At 75.6% G+C, this 15804-nt stretch carries 17 protein-coding genes; 9 read left to right on the top strand and 8 right to left on the bottom strand.

Features of this window, described 5'->3' with window-relative positions; genetic code table 11:
• Positions 1–265: 265 nt before the first annotated feature.
• The gene (locus tag ACZ4W9_RS11525) at positions 266–799 is read right to left on the bottom strand and encodes a hypothetical protein (protein WP_467934876.1); all 534 of its coding nucleotides are present in this window, start codon (positions 797–799) and stop codon (positions 266–268) included.
• Positions 800–892: 93 nt separating this feature from the next.
• Positions 893–1846: a lysylphosphatidylglycerol synthase transmembrane domain-containing protein gene (locus ACZ4W9_RS11520; protein WP_467934950.1), complete on the bottom strand. Its 954-nt coding sequence runs from the start codon at positions 1844–1846 to the stop codon at positions 893–895.
• Positions 1847–2274: 428 nt separating this feature from the next.
• Here ACZ4W9_RS11520 and ACZ4W9_RS11515 point away from each other — a divergent pair, with 428 nt between their 5' ends.
• Entirely contained in the window at positions 2275–2925 is a 651-nt protein-coding gene (locus ACZ4W9_RS11515) for a DedA family protein (RefSeq protein WP_467934875.1), read from the top strand.
• 45 nt (positions 2926–2970) lie between these two features.
• Here ACZ4W9_RS11515 and ACZ4W9_RS11510 read toward each other — a convergent pair whose 3' ends face one another.
• Entirely contained in the window at positions 2971–3504 is a 534-nt protein-coding gene (locus ACZ4W9_RS11510; protein ID WP_467934874.1) for a gamma carbonic anhydrase family protein, read from the bottom strand.
• Between the two features lie 109 nt (positions 3505–3613).
• Between ACZ4W9_RS11510 and ACZ4W9_RS11505 the strand changes: the two genes are divergently transcribed.
• Positions 3614–4378 (top strand): acyltransferase, encoded by a 765-nt coding sequence (locus tag ACZ4W9_RS11505; protein WP_467934872.1) that lies wholly within the window; start codon positions 3614–3616, stop codon positions 4376–4378.
• Positions 4379–4470: 92 nt separating this feature from the next.
• Here ACZ4W9_RS11505 and ACZ4W9_RS11500 read toward each other — a convergent pair whose 3' ends face one another.
• The gene (locus tag ACZ4W9_RS11500; protein ID WP_467934871.1) at positions 4471–5328 is read right to left on the bottom strand and encodes an EamA family transporter; all 858 of its coding nucleotides are present in this window, start codon (positions 5326–5328) and stop codon (positions 4471–4473) included.
• Between the two features lie 110 nt (positions 5329–5438).
• Between ACZ4W9_RS11500 and ACZ4W9_RS11495 the strand changes: the two genes are divergently transcribed.
• Both ACZ4W9_RS11495 and ACZ4W9_RS11490 read left to right on the top strand, forming a co-directional pair.
• The gene (locus ACZ4W9_RS11495; RefSeq protein ID WP_467934870.1) at positions 5439–6011 is read left to right on the top strand and encodes a helix-turn-helix domain-containing protein; all 573 of its coding nucleotides are present in this window, start codon (positions 5439–5441) and stop codon (positions 6009–6011) included.
• Positions 6012–6054: 43 nt separating this feature from the next.
• Positions 6055–6612: a YbaK/EbsC family protein gene (locus ACZ4W9_RS11490; RefSeq protein WP_467934869.1), complete on the top strand. Its 558-nt coding sequence runs from the start codon at positions 6055–6057 to the stop codon at positions 6610–6612.
• 115 nt (positions 6613–6727) lie between these two features.
• Here the strand turns inward: ACZ4W9_RS11490 and ACZ4W9_RS11485 are convergent, their stop codons facing one another.
• Complete coding sequence (locus ACZ4W9_RS11485; RefSeq protein ID WP_467934867.1) at positions 6728–7135, bottom strand: CoA-binding protein; 408 nt, start codon at positions 7133–7135, stop codon at positions 6728–6730.
• Between the two features lie 141 nt (positions 7136–7276).
• On the opposite strand from ACZ4W9_RS11485, the gene ACZ4W9_RS11480 reads away from it, so the two are divergent.
• A complete protein-coding gene (locus ACZ4W9_RS11480; protein ID WP_467934865.1) occupies positions 7277–8047 on the top strand; it encodes a hypothetical protein in 771 nt (256 codons plus the stop codon).
• Positions 8044–8586 (top strand): SixA phosphatase family protein, encoded by a 543-nt coding sequence (locus ACZ4W9_RS11475; RefSeq protein WP_467934864.1) that lies wholly within the window; start codon positions 8044–8046, stop codon positions 8584–8586. Before ACZ4W9_RS11480 ends, ACZ4W9_RS11475 begins: the two co-directional genes overlap by 4 nt.
• On the opposite strand, the gene ACZ4W9_RS11470 is transcribed toward ACZ4W9_RS11475, so the two are convergent.
• Together ACZ4W9_RS11470 and ACZ4W9_RS11465 are read right to left on the bottom strand one after the other, a co-directional pair.
• Positions 8555–9361: a helix-turn-helix domain-containing protein gene (locus tag ACZ4W9_RS11470; RefSeq protein WP_467934863.1), complete on the bottom strand. Its 807-nt coding sequence runs from the start codon at positions 9359–9361 to the stop codon at positions 8555–8557. The two genes, ACZ4W9_RS11475 and ACZ4W9_RS11470, sit on opposite strands and share 32 nt — an antisense overlap.
• A 12-nt stretch (positions 9362–9373) precedes the next feature.
• A complete protein-coding gene (locus ACZ4W9_RS11465; RefSeq protein ID WP_467934862.1) occupies positions 9374–9610 on the bottom strand; it encodes a hypothetical protein in 237 nt (78 codons plus the stop codon).
• Positions 9611–10420: 810 nt separating this feature from the next.
• Here ACZ4W9_RS11465 and ACZ4W9_RS11460 point away from each other — a divergent pair.
• The 3 genes from ACZ4W9_RS11460 (at position 10421) to ACZ4W9_RS11450 (ending at position 15307) form a co-directional block, all read left to right on the top strand.
• Entirely contained in the window at positions 10421–11050 is a 630-nt protein-coding gene (locus ACZ4W9_RS11460) for a YigZ family protein (RefSeq protein ID WP_467934860.1), read from the top strand.
• A gap of 103 nt (positions 11051–11153) precedes the next feature.
• Complete coding sequence (locus ACZ4W9_RS11455) at positions 11154–12317, top strand: exonuclease SbcCD subunit D (protein WP_467934859.1); 1164 nt, start codon at positions 11154–11156, stop codon at positions 12315–12317.
• Positions 12314–15307 (top strand): AAA family ATPase, encoded by a 2994-nt coding sequence (locus ACZ4W9_RS11450; protein WP_467934858.1) that lies wholly within the window; start codon positions 12314–12316, stop codon positions 15305–15307. The genes ACZ4W9_RS11455 and ACZ4W9_RS11450 overlap by 4 nt, the downstream gene beginning before the upstream one ends.
• On the opposite strand, the gene ACZ4W9_RS11445 is transcribed toward ACZ4W9_RS11450, so the two are convergent.
• A complete protein-coding gene (locus tag ACZ4W9_RS11445) occupies positions 15281–15742 on the bottom strand; it encodes an Lrp/AsnC family transcriptional regulator (RefSeq protein WP_467934856.1) in 462 nt (153 codons plus the stop codon). The genes ACZ4W9_RS11450 and ACZ4W9_RS11445 overlap by 27 nt on opposite strands.
• Between the last annotated feature and the right edge of the window lie 62 nt (positions 15743–15804).

The raw sequence follows: 15804 nt of genomic DNA, 5'->3' as shown, positions 1-15804 counted from the left end.
GGGCGGGGGCACGGATGGCGGCGACGTCGGCGGCCTTCGCGCCGACCGCCTCCGCGTCCCGCGTACGGCCGGTACGGAGCCGGGGATTCCGTCCCGGACCGGAGGGCGCAGGAGCGGTGCCGACGGCGCGCGGGTACCCGCGGGGCGGGACGGGCAGCGGGACCGGGCCGACGACACGGACCCGCGTGAGGACGTACACGGACGGCGGGAGGACGGCGCGCCCGGGAAAGCGGACCTCGGCCGCCCCGCCGGCCCCGGCCCCCGTTCAGCGTGTCCAGCCCGTGGCGGTGAGGACGTCCCCGGCGATGGCGCGAACGGTGCGCCGGTCGGTGGGGACGCGCACCGTCCCCGGCGGAGCCTCCGCGTCCAGACGCCCCGCGGCGGCGGCGCTGCGGCGCAGATGGACGTCGAGCCCGGAGCCGCGTTCCCGCCCGCCGAGACGACGGCGCACCGTCGCGTCGGAGGCGGTGAGCAGCACGCCGACGAGCCTCGGCGGCGCGGCGGCGGAGAGGGCCCGCCGGATCAGGTCCGGTTCCAGGATGCTGACGGTGTTGGTGTAGATCAGGCGGCGCATGCCCAGCTCGGCGTAGTTGGCCCACAGGGCGGCGAGGTTGCGCTCGGTGATGCGCACGCGGAAGAGGTCGTCCGGCGGCGCGGGGTGGACGTGGTCCAGGAGGTCGCCCTCGATGAGACAGTGCGCGACGCCGGCTTCCTGCAGCCGCTCCGACGTCCCCATGGCCACCGTCGTCTTGCCCACGCCCGAGCGGCCGCCGATCAGCAGCACTTCGATGTCCGTCATGGGCCACACGGTGGTACCGCACCGGCGACTGGCGCACTGCGGTTTTCTGACCGCGAAAGCCGACGGGAGGCCGAGAACGAGTGAAAGCCGCGCTCACACCACCTTTCTGCGGATCAGGCCCGACAGCACCAGCGCCCCCGGCAGCAGGGGCACCCAGTCGGCCAGCACGCGGTAGCCGATGACCGTCGCGGTCGCCGTCGCCGGGGAGGAGCCGAAGGCGACCAGCGTCCACACCAGTGCCGCGTCGACCGCGAGCCCGCCCGGCGCCGGCACCGCCCCGACGGCCGTGCCCGCCGCCAGAGAGGCCAGCACCACCTGTTCCCACGGCAGCCCCAGCCCCAGCGAGGCCCCCACACAGGCCAGCGCGCCGGCCTGCACCAGCGGCATCGCGACGGCCCCGCCCCACAGGGCCAGCACCCGGCGGGGCCGGGCGTGCACCGCGCGCGCGTCGGCCACCGCCGTGCGCAGCAGCCCGGCCACCGGCCGCCGCAACGGCCGTACGACCGCCAGCAGCACCCCCGCCACCGTCACCGCCCCGCCCACACCCGCCGCGAGCGGCACCAGCAGCCCGCCGTCCGGTATCAGCTCCCCGAGACGCCGCCGGGCCGGCGACACGGCCAGGAACACCACCAGCACCAGCGTTTTCGCGACGGACTTGGCCAGCGAGTACAGGCCGATCGACGCGGTCGCCCGCTGGAGCGGCACGCCCTGTGCGCGCAGGAACCGCAGGGTGACGGCGTGCGCGCCGAGCCCGCCGGGCAGCGCGTGGTTGGCGGCGCCGGCGGCGAACTGCGACAGCAGCAGCAACCGCGGCGGCAGCGGATCGGGCAGCGCGCCCTGCCGGATGCAGGAGGCGGCCACCCAGGTCAGGCAGGTGAACCCGGCCCCGGCCACCAGCCACCCCGGATCGGCCGCGACCAGCCGCCGCACCCCCTCGTACAGCACGGACCGGTTGGCCACGGCCCAGCCGGCGGCGAGCAGCAGCGGGGCCACGCACAGCACCAGCCGCAGCGACCGGGCGTGCGTACGCCCCGCCGCCGGGCGCACCGGGACCGCGCACGCCGGACCGGGGGCGGCGGCCTCCCCACCGGCAGCGGCCGTCTTCGTCCCGGTGCCGGCGGTGTCCGCGCCGGGACCCGCGGTCCGCGCGCCGGGGCCGGCGGCCTCCGGGCGCGCACGCCGAAGCGGCAGTGGGCGGGGCGGGGACGGTGGTGGGGACACGGGGACGTCGTCCTTCCGCGGCGGGCCCCTTGCGGGCCTTGAGGGAGCGGGCCGGGCGAAACCGCGTGGAGCCTTCCCCTCCCGCGTGACACGGGGATGACCGGAAACGTAAGGCGTGCGGGCGGAACGGTGCCGCCGGCCGGGCGGGCAGACGGCCGTTCGGCGCCGACCAGGTAGCCTTCCCTCGGGGCGCGCTTTACATGCGGGACCCGGACAGCAGGACGACCTGGTCAGCGACAGGGGAGGAACCGGCGGTGCACGTCACGGAATGGCTCGACTCGGTGCCTGCCGCCGCCGTCTACGCCGTGGTGGGCCTGGTGATCGGCCTGGAGAGCCTGGGCATCCCGCTGCCCGGCGAGATCGTCCTCGTCTCGGCGGCGCTGATGTCCTCCCAGCACACGGGCGTCAACCCCGTCGTCCTCGGCGCCTGCGCGACCGCCGGAGCGGTGATCGGCGACTCCATCGGCTACGCCATCGGCCGCAAGGGCGGACGCCCGCTGCTGGCCTGGCTCGGCAGGAAGTTCCCACGCCACTTCAGCGCGGGCCATGTGGCCACCGCCGAGCGGTCCTTCGAGAAGTGGGGCATGTGGGCGGTCTTCTTCGGCCGTTTCGTCGCCCTGCTGCGCATCTTCGCCGGACCCCTCGCGGGCGTCCTGCACATGCCGTACTGGAAGTTCCTGATCGCCAACGTCCTCGGCGGCATCTGCTGGGCCGGCGGCACCACGGCCGTCATCTACTACGTCGGCGTCGTCGCCGAGGACTGGCTGAAGCGCTTCTCCTACGTCGGCCTGGGCGTGGCCGTCCTGATCGGCCTCGGCTCCATGCTGATCCTCAAGCGCAAGGCGAAGAAGGCCCAGCAGGAACAGCGGGAGCCCGAGGCGGAACCGGTCGGCGCCGGGGAGTGACACGCGGGGGCGAAACGCCCCCGCGCGCACCACGCCCCCTACGCGTCACGCCTCGTCGTGCACCTCGCGGTGCGCCTTGGCCAGTTCGGCGTACAGCGTGCCGTTGAGGGTCACGCCCTCCCGCTCCTCCTCCGTCAGGGCCCGCTTCACCTTCGCCGGCACCCCCGCCACCAGCGACCCGGGCGGTACCACCATCCCCTGCGGCACCAGGGCCTGGGCCGCGACCAGCGAGCCCGCCCCGATCACCGCCCCGTTCAGCACGGTCGCGCCCATGCCGATCAGGCAGTCGTCCTCGACCGTCGCCCCGTGGACCACCGCGTTGTGCCCGATGGACACCCGCTCCCCGACGGTCACCGGGAACCCGGGGTCGGCGTGCAGGGTCACGTTGTCCTGCACATTGGCCCGCGCCCCCACGGTGATCCTCTCGACGTCCCCGCGTGCGACGGCCCCGTACCAGAGGCTGGCCCCCTCGTGCAGCGTGACGTCCCCGATCACGGACGCCGTGGGCGCCACGAACGCCCCCGGATCGATCCGGGGCTCCTTGCCTTCGATGCCCACGACCAGCGCCTTCCGCGTCATCACCGTCTCCTCGTGTCCGTGCTGCCCCCGCACCGTACGACACCGGGTGGGGCAAAGATCACAGCGGTCCGGCGTCCCGCCGGGGAGAACCGGTGAGTAACGTGAGCCCGTGCCGAAGCGCAAGAACACGTTCTCATCCTGGCGCCGCCGCCTGGGCCAGCGCGCCGTCCACGCGGGCTGGACATGGGCACAGCGCACCGGCTCGGTCACGGCCGAGCACCCCGGCCGCTTCCGCTTCGGCGCCATCGGCGAGCACACCCGGCTGGCCTTCCCGCTCGGCACGGTCTTCGGCGAACCCTGGATCCGGCTCGGCTCCTACTGCATCATCGGCGAGCAGGTCACCCTCACCGCGGGCCTGATGCCCGACCTGGACCTCGGCCCGGACCCGATCCTGCGCATCGGCGACGGCGTGGTCCTCGGCCGCGGCAGCCACGTCATCGCGGACACGACGGTGACCATCGGCAGCGACTGCTACTTCGGCCCGTACGTCTACGTCACCTCCACCAACCACTCCTACGACGACCCGCACCAGCCCATCGGCAAGCAGTGGCCGCGCATGGAGCCGGTCGAGATCGGTCCGGGCTGCTGGGTCGGCACCGGCGCGGTGATCCTGCCGGGGGCGCGGATCGGCCGGAACGTGGTCGTGGCGGCCGGCGCGGTGGTCCGGGGCACGGTGCCCGACCACGCGGTGGTGGCGGGGGCGCCCGCCAGGGTCGTACGGCGCTGGACGCCGGACGCCGGCTGGCAGCCGCCGCTGCGCACGCCGGCGCCCGTGCCGGTACCGGACGGCATCACACCGGACCAGTTGCGCGCCCTGGCCGACCTGGACGAGGAGGCGGTGGCCCGCCTCGCCGCGCTGGAGCCCGAGGGCTGACGCGGCCTCCGGCAGCGGCCCGCGCGGCCCCCGTGGGCCCGGGCGCCCCGCGGGTCCGGGCAGGCCCGCCGATCGCGTGGGTCCCGGTGGGTTCAGCCCGTGGCCAGCAGCAGTGTGCCCAGGACGGCCAGCCCCGCTCCCGCCGTCTGGATCGCGCGCAGCCGCTCGCTGAGGAAGCCGCGCGCGGCCAGCGAGGTCACCACCGGGTACAGCGAGGCGAGCACGGCCGCGACGGTGACCGGACCGCTCCGCGTGGCCATCGCGTAGGTGCCGTTTGCCGCCACGTCGGCCAGTCCGACGAACGCCAGCGCGGGCAGCGAACCCCACGGGAAGCCGCCCTCCGGCACGGCGGCCCCGCCGCGCCGCACCGAGGCGGCGAGCGCCGCCCCGCCCACCGCCACGTTCGTCACCCGCTGCACGAACAGCGCGAGGAACAGCCCGGTGACCGTGGTGGACGCCTCCGCGATCAGCGCGAACACCGTGCCGAAGCCGACCGCCGCGACCAGCGTCATCAGGATCGCGCGCCGCTGCACGGCCGCGCCCCGCAGCTGCGGCCCGCCCGCGAGGACGACCCCGGTGACGGCGACCGCGATGCCCGCGGCCTGGAACAGCCCCGGCCGTTCGCCCAGCACGAGCCCGACGCCGACGGGCACGGCGACGCTGAGGGTGGCGAGCGGTGAGACCACGCCCATCGGACCGAGCGCGAGGGCCTGGTAGAAGCAGAGCAGGGCCACCGGCCCCACGAGCCCGGCCGCGCACGCGAACCACAGCCGGGGCCCCGCCTCGCTCCAGCCGCCGGTGGCCAGCACGATCGCGCCCAGCACGACCGCCGCGATGGCCTGCGAGACGACCACGACCGTCAGCGCCGGGGTGCGCCGGGTCAGCAGTCCGCCGCCGAAGTCGGCCAGCCCCCACAGGAGGCTGGTGATCAGGGCGAAGAATGCTGTCATGGCCGGGCCTCGCAGTACAGTTCGGTGAACGATCGGGTGCACCTCACCGTAGTTCAACCCACTGAACTCTGTTAAACAAAATATTCAACTTCCCGGATATTGGACTCCCTGTGTCGGACCTAGAACTCCTGACCCAGTCCCTGGCGCGCAACGTCAGGCACTGGCGCTCGGTGCGCGGCTTCACGCTGGACGTGCTCGCCGCCCGGGCGGGCGTCAGCCGCGGCATGCTCATCCAGATCGAGCAGGCCCGCACCAACCCCAGCATCGGCACGGTCGTCAAGATCGGTGACGCGCTCGGCGTCAGCATCACCACGCTCCTCGACTACGAACAGGGCCCGAAGGTGCGGATCGTCCCCGCCGAACGGGCCGTACGGCTCTGGCACACCGAGGCCGGCAGCTACAACCGGCTGCTCGCCGGCACCGAGGCCCCCGGACCGCTGGAGATGTGGGACTGGCGGCTGATGCCGGGGGAGACCAGCCCCTCCGAACCGCACCCCGGCGGCACGGTCGAGCTGGTCCATGTCACCGCGGGCGAGCTGACGCTCACCGTGGACGGCACGGAGTACCGCGTGCCGACCGGCGCGAGCGCCTCCTTCGAGGCCGACGTCCCGCACTGGTACGGCAACCAGGGCGAGGTGCCGATGGAGATGGTGATGGCCGTGTCCGTCCCGCCCGTGCCGTGAGACGCCGCGACGGCGGCCGGGCCGGTGTTGCTAGCGTGCGGCCATGCGCGCACCCATCGGAGACTTCGACACCGCCACCCCCGCCCCGGACTGCCTGGACGAGCTGACCGCCCCCGTCGCCGACGCCGTACGCGACTGGCGGGGCGCGGTGGCGGCCGACCGCATCCTCTACGTCGACACCGACCCGCGCTGGGCCGACACCGCCGTCTTCGTCGAGCACTACGGCCGCGACCTGCTGGAGCGGTCGGCGAACTGCGTGGTGGTCGCGGGCAAGCGGGCCGGCGAGACCCGGCTGGCCGCCTGTGTGGTGCCGTCCACCACCCGGGCCGACGTCAACGGTGTCGTCCGCCGTCAACTGGGCGCCCGCAAGGCGTCGTTCGCCCCGATGGAGACGGCGACCGGCGAGACCGGCATGGAGTACGGCGGCATCACCCCGGTCGGACTGCCCGCCGGCTGGCCGGTGCTGGTGGACTCGGCCGTCGTCGACCTGCCCTACGTCCTGGTCGGCAGCGGACGCCGCCGCGGCAAGCTCCTGATCCCCGGCAAGGCCCTCGCCGGGCTTCCCGGCGCGGTCGTGCTGGAGGGCCTCGGCGTGGCGTGAGCGGCCGGCGGAGCCGTCCCCCTGGCCCGGCGGACCCCGCGGGGCCGCACGAAGACCCGGCGAACGCATCCGCCGCTCACGCCGGCGGGCGAGCAGGGGAGGCCCCGAAGCCGGGTCAGCCCAGCCGGGGGATCTCGATGGCCGGGCAGCGGTCCATGACCATCTCCAGACCCGCCGTCCGGGTCCGCTCGTAGGCGGCCGGGTCGACGACGCCCAGCTGGAACCACACCGCCCGGGCGCCCTTCGCCACGGCCTCGTCCGCGACCGGACCGGCCAGGTCGCTGTTCACGAAGACATCGACCACGTCCACGTCGAAGGGGATGTCCGCGAGGGAGGCGTAGCCCCGCTCCCCGTGCACCGTCTCGGCCTTCGGGTGCACCGGCACGATCCGCTTGCCGAACCGCTGGAGCACCCCCGCCACCCCGTACGCGGCCCGGCGCTGGTTGGCGGACAGGCCCACCACCGCCCAGGTGTCGCCCACCTCGGTCAGGATCCTGCGGATCGTCGCTTCGTCGCCGTACATCGGCCGCCTCCTCGGGCTGCGGTAGCTCTCCCGGGGGAAACGTCACTGCGGTGGGCGCGGATTCCCGCCGCGGCCCGGCACGCTGTCCGGAATCGGCGCAAGCTGCTGCATACGCCCGCCGACCCGCCCTACGCTCGCCCCGTGCTGCGCATCCTCGACGCCCGAACCGGTGAGTCCGTACCCGCCGCGCCCGCCCGCCGCGCCCTGACCCGGATCGAGGCCCATGCCTCCGGACTCGATCCGACGGCCCTGCGGGTCCTGCTCACCGCCGACCTGCTCGTGCGCGCCCTGGAACTGGGCGGCACCCCGGTCTGGACGATCCTCACCGCCCCCCGCCACCAGCCCGAACTGCGCACGGCCGCCACGCGCCTGGCCATCCGCCCCTTCGAGGACAGCCGGGACCTCGCCTCCGGCCTCGGCGAGGCCCAGGCCGTCCACGTGGTGCGGCGGGACTTGGCCCGGACGGTGGGGGAGGGCCCGGTGGTGGCGGTGGCCGGCGCGGAGTGGGCGCCGGGAAACGGCGCCGCGTCCGGGCAGGGCGGCGGCCCGGCCGTGCTCGCGGCACCGCTGTCCGACCCCTCGGCCCTGCGTCTCGCCCTGCTCGCCGTACCGCGCGGCGAACCCGCGCGGCTGGACCCGGCCGTGCTGGAGGAGGCCGCGCTGAGCCTCGCCCGCTGGCGGCGGGCCGTGGCCGGCTGGGCCCGGCGGCCCTCGCGGCCGGTGCCCGGCGAGGTGCGCGAGCGGCTGCGCGCCGCCTGGGAGGACGACCTCGACCTGCCCGCGGTGCTCGGCGTCCTGCGGGACGTGGCGAGCGCGCCCGGCATCCCGGACGGCGCCCGCTTCGAGACCTACGTCTACGCCGACCGCCTGCTCGCGCTGGACCTCGCGCGCGATCTCGGCGGCCCCGCGTGAACGGGCCGGCGGGCACCGGCCCGCTGCGCCGGCTGGTGGTGCTGCGGCACGCCAAGTCGGCCTGGCCCGGGGGCGTCGAGGACCGGCTCAGGCCGCTCGCGCCCCGCGGGCTGCGCGACGCCCCGGCCGCCGGCCGCGCCCTCGCCGTCGGAACGCTGCCCGACCTCGCCCTGTGCTCCACCGCCGTACGGGCCCGCCGCACCTGGGAGCTGGTCTCCGCCGAGTGGGCCACGCCGCCGCCCGTGCGCTACGACCGGCGGCTGTACGCGGCCGGCGTGCCGCAGCTGCTGGAGGTGGTGCGCGAGGTGCCGGCCGAGGTGCGGACCCTGCTGCTGATCGGGCACAACCCCGGCCTGGAGGGACTGGTGCCGGCGCTGGCCGCCGACGGGCTCGACGACACCCTGGACCGGGTACGGGCGAAGTTCCCGACCTCCGCCTTCGCCGTCCTCACCTGGCACGGCACCACCTGGCGGGCCCTCGCCCCGGGCACGGCCCTGCTGACCTCCTTCACGGTCCCGCGCGGAAGGAAGAGGAGCTGAAGGAAGCGGAGCGGAAGGAAGAGGAGCCGGCCGGGGCGGTCCGCCGGGCGCCCGGAGCCGTGCGGTACGCCGTCGCCGTCGCCGTGCCGCCCGGGCCGGGCGGAGGGGTCCGCGGCCGGGTGGGTGCGGGCGCCTTCGCCCGGGTCCGCTGTCCCGCCCGCGGCCGGAGAGCGCGGTGGCGGCCGTGGAGGGCGTGCACGCGGTCCCAGGCGTCCGCCCAGTCCCTCAGCCGGCTCTCCGGGACGTTCCCGCAGTACCGGACGAAGTTCAGCAGCAGGTCCCTGGCGGGCATCCGCCCCCGCAGAACGGCGCCCAGGGTGCTCTTCGGCAGCAGGCTCACCCTGTTCCCGGTGTCGATGTACGCCCTCTCCTCCAGTTCCCGCAGGGTGGGGTTGCCGTTCTCCCGGCACATCTCCCGCATCGCGTGGACGAGCTGCCACGGTTCGGTGATGAACCGCGGCGGCGGTGCCGTGACGCGCGGCGCGGCGCCGCCGTCCGCGGCCTCGTGCCGGGCGGCGGCGGTCCACAGCCGCTTGGCCTCGCGTTCATCGCCCCCGCACGCGCGCGTGAACGCCTGGACGGTCCTCCACTTCGGCAGCGTCTCGCCCCGCGCCGCCCGGTACAGAGTCGAACGAGTGGCCGGCAGGCCGCTCCCGACAGCGATCCGCGCCATCTGGTCCCAGCTCATCCCCGACCGCCGGCGCAGCGACTCGAGCCACTGCGCCAGCGTCTCCACGGGGGTGTGCCGTGCCAGGGCGCCGGTAGCGCGCCCCATCCCGCTCTCCCGTTACGCCCGCTGCGGAGAGAGGACGGTGATCAGACCGCGGACCAGCTCCCTGCCCGTCAGCCCGCCGGCGACGACGATCGCGACGACCGCTTCCAGGGCCGTCCCGAGCGCCGACAGCCCCGCCGTGACGAGCAGGACGACCACCACCACGACCACGGCCGGGGCGGGCAGCACCCGGCCACCGGCCCCGGCCGGACCCTCGACGCACACGGCGCGGGTGGGCGCGTTCTTCTTCAACGTGTCTGCCTCCTCGGCTCGTTGCCACTCGACAGCGAGACCCCGCGTGCCGCCCGCCGGCCTTGCAGAGCCGGCGGACAAGGAGCCTCGCCCCTACCTTCAAGCCCCTCAACGAACGCCGACAAGGCCGTGCTCCCGCGCCGTTTCATCCTGTCCCGGCTGTGGTGGAACGGCTGGAGCGCATCGCCGCAGGCCACCGCGAGTCCTCCGCCCGCAGGAGAGGGGACCGTCCCTTCCGTGTCCCGGTTCGGCGGTGTAACGCACCTTGAGGTCCGGTCGCCCGGGGGTCAGAGTGGGTCCACTGCCTCGGCACGGGCGAGAAGCGAGGTGCATCGCCTCTCGCCGAGGGCGAGGCCGCCATGGCCGGGGCCTCGCCGTGCTCTGGCTGACCGGTCGAGGAGTCGAGGAGAGGAGGCGGGCATCGGCACACCGATTCGTACGACGACGGGGGCGGGCGCGCCTGCCTTCGGTATCACCCCCGGCCCCCGGCCGCCCTCCATGGGAGGATGACCAGACAGCGGACAGTCCTGCCGCGCCCGCGGCCGTGGCCCGGTGCCCGCGTCCGCCGGCTCCCCGGTGCCCGCCGCGCCCCGGACGCCTAGGCGCGGTCCGCTCATGGTTTCCTGATCGCGGCTTCCCCGGCCGTTGCCACTCGACACAACAGGGGAACACCGGTCGTGCGCTGTTGCAGCGGCGCACGCCCATGGGCGGGGCCCGGGTCGCCGGGCCCCGCCCACTCGACGCGCCGGCCCGGCGGGACTCCTCAGGGGAGCGGTCTCGACCCGCGACGGCCGCGGATAGGCTGGCCGGATGCAGGACGAGTACCGCACAGTCGCCCGCGCGGGCGTGCACGAGACCGAGATCAACCGCTCCCGCTTCCTGTGCGCCCTCGCCCCGGCCGCCACCGAGCGGGAGGCCCAGGACTTCATCGCCGCCGTGCGCAAGGAGCACGCCGACGCCACCCACAACTGCTGGGCGTACGTCATCGGCGCCGACGCCTCCGTGCAGAAGGCCAGCGACGACGGCGAACCGGGCGGCACCGCCGGCGTGCCCATGCTGCAGATGCTGCTGCGCCGCGACATGCGGTACGTGGTGGCCGTGGTCACCCGTTACTACGGCGGTGTCAAGCTCGGCGCGGGCGGGCTGATCCGTGCCTACGGCGGCTCGGTCGGCGAGGCCCTGGACGCGCTCGGCACGATCACCCGGCGCCGCTTCCGGCTGGCCACGGTGACCGTCGACCACCAGCGGGCCGGCAAGGTGCAGAACGACCTGCGCGCCACCGGACGCGAGGTGCGCGACGTCCGCTACGGCGAGGCCGTCACCATCGAGATCGGCCTGCCGGACGCCGACGTGGACGCCTTCCGGGCCTGGCTCGCCGATGTGACGGCGGGCACGGCCGACTTCGAACTGGGCGGCGAAGCCTACGGAGACGCCCGATAATTGCCGTAAATCGGGCATAACGGGCTTGTGTGGGGCGGGCGATGGCGGCCGGTGCCGGAGCGGCCGGCCGTGATGTCGGACCCGGCCGTTAGTCTCGGGGCCCATGAGGATCCTGCACACGTCCGACTGGCACCTCGGCCGGTCCTTCCACCGGGTGAACCTGCTGGAGGCCCAGGCCGGGTTCATCGGTCACCTCGTCACCACCGTGCGTGAGCGCGCGGTGGACGCGGTGGCCGTGTCGGGCGACGTGTACGACCGCGCGGTGCCCCCGCTCGCCGCCGTCGAGCTGTTCGACACCGCCCTGCACCGGCTCGCGGACCTCGGCGTGCCCACGGTGATGATCTCCGGCAACCACGACTCGGCCCGCCGCCTCGGCGTCGGCGCCGGACTCATCGACCGCGCGGGCATCCACCTGCGCACCGAGCCGTCCGCCGCCGGCACCCCGGTGATCCTCCGGGACGCCCACGGCGACGTCGCCTTCTACGGCCTGCCGTACCTCGAACCGGCCCTGGTGAAGGACGAGTTCGGCGTCGACAAGGCCGGCCACGAGGCCGTCCTCGGCGCCGCCATGGACCGCGTCCGCGCCGACCTCGCCGGCCGCCCGCCGGGCACGCGGTCCGTCGTCCTCGCCCACGCCTTCGTCACCGGCGGTCAGGCCAGCGACAGCGAGCGGGACATCACCGTCGGCGGGGTGGCCGCCGTACCGGCCGGCGTCTTCGACGGGGCCGACTATGTGGCGCTCGGCCATCTGCACGGCTGCCAGACCCTCACCGAACGCGTCCGCTACTCCGGCTCGCCGCTCGCCTACTCCTTCTCCGAGGCCGGCCACCGCAAGAGCATGTGGCTGATCGACCTGGACGCGGACGGCTCGGTCACCGCCGACCGCGTCGACTGCCCGGTGCCGCGCCCGCTCGCCCGTATCCGGGGCCGCCTCGACGACCTCCTCGCCGAGCCGGGGCTGACCCGCCACGAGGACGCCTGGGTCGAGGCCACCCTCACCGACCCGGTCCGCCCGGCCGAGCCCATGGCCCGGCTCACCGAGCGCTTCCCGCACACCCTCAGCCTGCTCTTCGCCCCCGAGCGGGCCCCCGACGACCCCCGCGTGTCCTACGCCCGGCGGCTCGCGGGCCGCAGCGACGAGCAGGTCGCCCAGGACTTCGTCGCCCATGTGCGGGGCGCCGGGCCCGACGCGGACGAGGCCGCCGTACTGCGCGAGGCGTTCGACGCCGTGCGCGCCGACCACACCGCGCGGGAGGTGGCCCGATGAGGCTGCACCGGCTCGACATCACCGCCTTCGGCCCCTTCGGCTCCACCCAGGGCGTCGACTTCGACGCCCTGTCCACCGCCGGGCTGTTCCTGCTGCACGGACCGACCGGCGCCGGGAAGACCTCCGTCCTGGACGCCGTCTGCTACGCCCTGTACGGCTCCGTCCCCGGCGCCCGGCAGAGCGGTCAGGGCATGCACCTGCGCAGCGACCACGCCCCGCCCGGCACCCGCACCGGGGTCCGCCTCGAACTCACCGTCGCCGGCCGCCGCCTGGATATCACCCGGCAGCCCCCGTGGGAGCGGCCCAAGCTGCGCGGCAAGGGCATGACGGTCGACAAGGCCCAGACCTGGCTGCGCGAGTACGACGCCCGGGCCCGCGCCTGGAAGGACCTCAGCCGCTCCCACCAGGAGATCGGCGCCGAGGTGGAACAGCTGCTCGGGATGAGCCGCGAACAGTTCTGCCAGGTCGTCCTGCTGCCCCAGGGGGACTTCGCCCGCTTCCTGCGCGCCGACGCCGAGGCGCGCGGCCGCCTCCTCGGCCGGCTCTTCGACACCCAGCGCTTCGCCGACGTCGAGAAGCGCCTCGCCGAACGCCGCCGTGCCACCGAGGCCCGGGTGCGCGAGGGCGACACCGCCCTGCTCGCCGACGCCCACCGCATGCAGCAGGAGGCCGGCGACGCCATGGAGCTGCCCGAGCCGGCCCCCGGCGACCCCGGGCTGGCCGAGGCCGTCCTCGGGGCCGCCGCCGTCGCCCGCAGCACCGCCCGGGAACGCCTCGACATCGCCCGCTGCCGGCTCGACGCCGCCGAGTCCGCCCACGCCGCGGCCCGGCACGCCCTGGACGAGGCCCGCGAACTCGCCCGCCTCCAGGACAGGTTCGCCGCGGCCCGGGAGCGCGCCGGGCGGCTGCGGGAGCGGTCCGGCGACCACCGCGAGAACCAGCGGCGCATGGAGCGGGCCCGCAAGGCGGAGGCGGTCGCGCCCGCGTTGGAGCTGCGCGAGGAGGCCGACCGGGACCACCGCCGGGCGGCCGAGGCGGAGGCCCGCGCGCGCGGGGCGCTCCCCGACGCGTACGGGGGTGCCGACGCGAGCGGACTGGCCGCCGCCGCCCGCCGGACCGCCGAGGAACTCGGCGGCCTGGACGCCGCCCGGCGCGCCGAACGCCGGCTCGCCGAACTCGCCGAGGAACGCGCCGGACTCGACCGGCAGGAGCGCGCCGACGAGGACGTTCTGCGCGAGGCCGACGCCTGGCTCGACGGCTGGGACACCACCCGCGCCGCCCTCCAGGCCCGTGTCGACTCCGCGCGGGAGGCCGCCACCCGCGCCGAACAGCTCGCCGTGCGGCGCGAGCCCATGGCGCGGCGGCTCGCCGCGGCCCGCACCCGCGACCGGCTCGCCGCCGACCTTGAAGAGGCCCGCCGGTGCGCGGAAGAGTCGCGCCGGCAGGCCCTCGACGCCCGCGCCCACTGGCTCGGCCTCAAGGAACAGCGGCTGGCCGGCATCGCCGCCGAACTGGCCGCCCACCTCACCGACGGCGAGCCCTGCGCCGTCTGCGGCGCCACCACCCACCCCGCGCCCGCGCGCAAGACCGCCGGACACGTCGACCGCGAGACCGAGGACCGTGCCCTCGCCGCCGGCCGGCGGGCCGAGGACCAGCACGCCGCGGACGAACGGCGGCTCGGCGAGGTCCGCGAGGCGCTGGCCGCCGCCGGCGCCGAGGCCGGCGACATCCCGGCCGCGGAACTCGCCGAGGAGGCCGGCCACCTGGAGCGGGAGTACGCCCGCGCCCGCCAGGGCGCCTCCGCCCTGCACGCCGCCCAGCAGGAGCTGCGGCGCGCCGAACAGGAGCGCGAGCAGCGCCTCGCCGACCGTCAGCAGGCCGCCGTACGGGCCGCCTCCCGGCTCGCCCGCCGCGACACCCTGGAACGCGAACAGGCGCTGCTGGAAACCGAGCTGGCGCAGGCTCGGGGCGACTCGGGCAGCGTGGCGGCGCGCGCGGCCCAGCTGGAGCGGCTCGCGGCAGGGCTCACCGAGGCCGCCGACGCCGTCCGCGCCGCCGAGGAGGCCGCCCGGCGGCTGAAGGACGCCGACGCCCGGCTCGCCGACGCCGCCTACCGGGCCGGTTTCGACACCCCCGGGGCCGCCGCCGCGGCACTGCTGGACCCCGCCGCGCACCGCGAACTCCAGCGCCGTCTGGACGCCTGGCAGCAGGAGGAGGCCGCCGTCCGCGCCGTCCTCGCCGAGCCCGGCACCACGGCCGCGGCCGAGCGGCCGGCCGCCGACCCGGCCGGTGCAGAGCGGGCGGCCGCCGCCGCGGAACGGCGGCTGCGCGAGGCGGGCTCCGCGCTCGACGCCGCCGCCCGCCGCGGCGCCGAGCTGGACCGCCTCTCCGCGCACGCCGCCGAGGCGGTACGCCGGCTCGCCCCGCTGCGCGCCGAGCACGACCGGGTGGCCCGGCTCGCCGCCCTCACCGCCGGCACCTCCGCCGACAACGAACGCAGGATGCGCCTGGAGTCGTACGTCCTGGCGGCCCGGCTGGAACAGGTCGCCGCCGCCGCGACCGTACGCCTCCAGCGCATGTCGTCCGGCCGCTACACCCTCGTCCACTCCGACGACCGCACCGGACGCGGGCGCAGCGGGCTCGGGCTGCACGTCGTCGACGCCTGGACCGGACGCGAACGGGACACCGCGACCCTGTCCGGCGGTGAGACCTTCTTCGCCTCCCTCGCGCTCGCCCTCGGCCTCGCCGACGTCGTCACCGAGGAGGCCGGCGGCGTCCGCCTGGACACCCTCTTCATCGACGAGGGGTTCGGCAGCCTGGACGACCAGACCCTCGACGAGGTCCTGGACGTCCTGGACTCCCTGCGCGAACGCGACCGCAGCGTCGGCATCGTCAGCCACGTCCCCGACCTGCGCCGCCGCGTCCACGCCCAACTGGAGGTCGTCAAGGGCCGCTCGGGATCCTCACTGCGGCAGCGGGGAGCGGCCTAGCGGGCGGCTGGGCAGCGGGGAGGAGTAGACCACGCTGGTGGTCACCGAGCCCAGGGCGCCGATCCTGCCGGAGACCTCCTCCAGGTGGGACATCGACCGCGCGGCGACCTTGATGACGAAGCAGTCGTCGCCGGTGACGTGGTGCGCCTCCAGGATCTCGGGCGTCGCCGCGACCAGGTCGTGGAAGGGCTTGTAGTTGCCGTTCGGGTAGCGCAGCCGCACGAACGCCAGGATCGGCAGGCCCAGCCGCTCCGGGTCGACCACCGCCGCGTACCCCTGGATCACCCCGGCCTCCTCCAGCCGCCTAACCCGCTCGGTGACGGCGCTCGGCGACATGGAGACGGCACGCGCCAGCTCGGCGTAGCTGGAGCGTCCGTCGCGCTGGAGGACTTCGAGGATGCGCCAGTCGGTGGCGTCCGGGGAATACACGGTCATCCCGGATGGATAGCAGGGAAAACCCCGGCGGGACAAGGGCGGGCCCGTGGATCGGCCCTTCA

The organism is Streptomyces sp. NPDC029296 (assembly GCF_055569255.1).
This window is presented reverse-complemented; position numbering and strand designations above follow the sequence as displayed.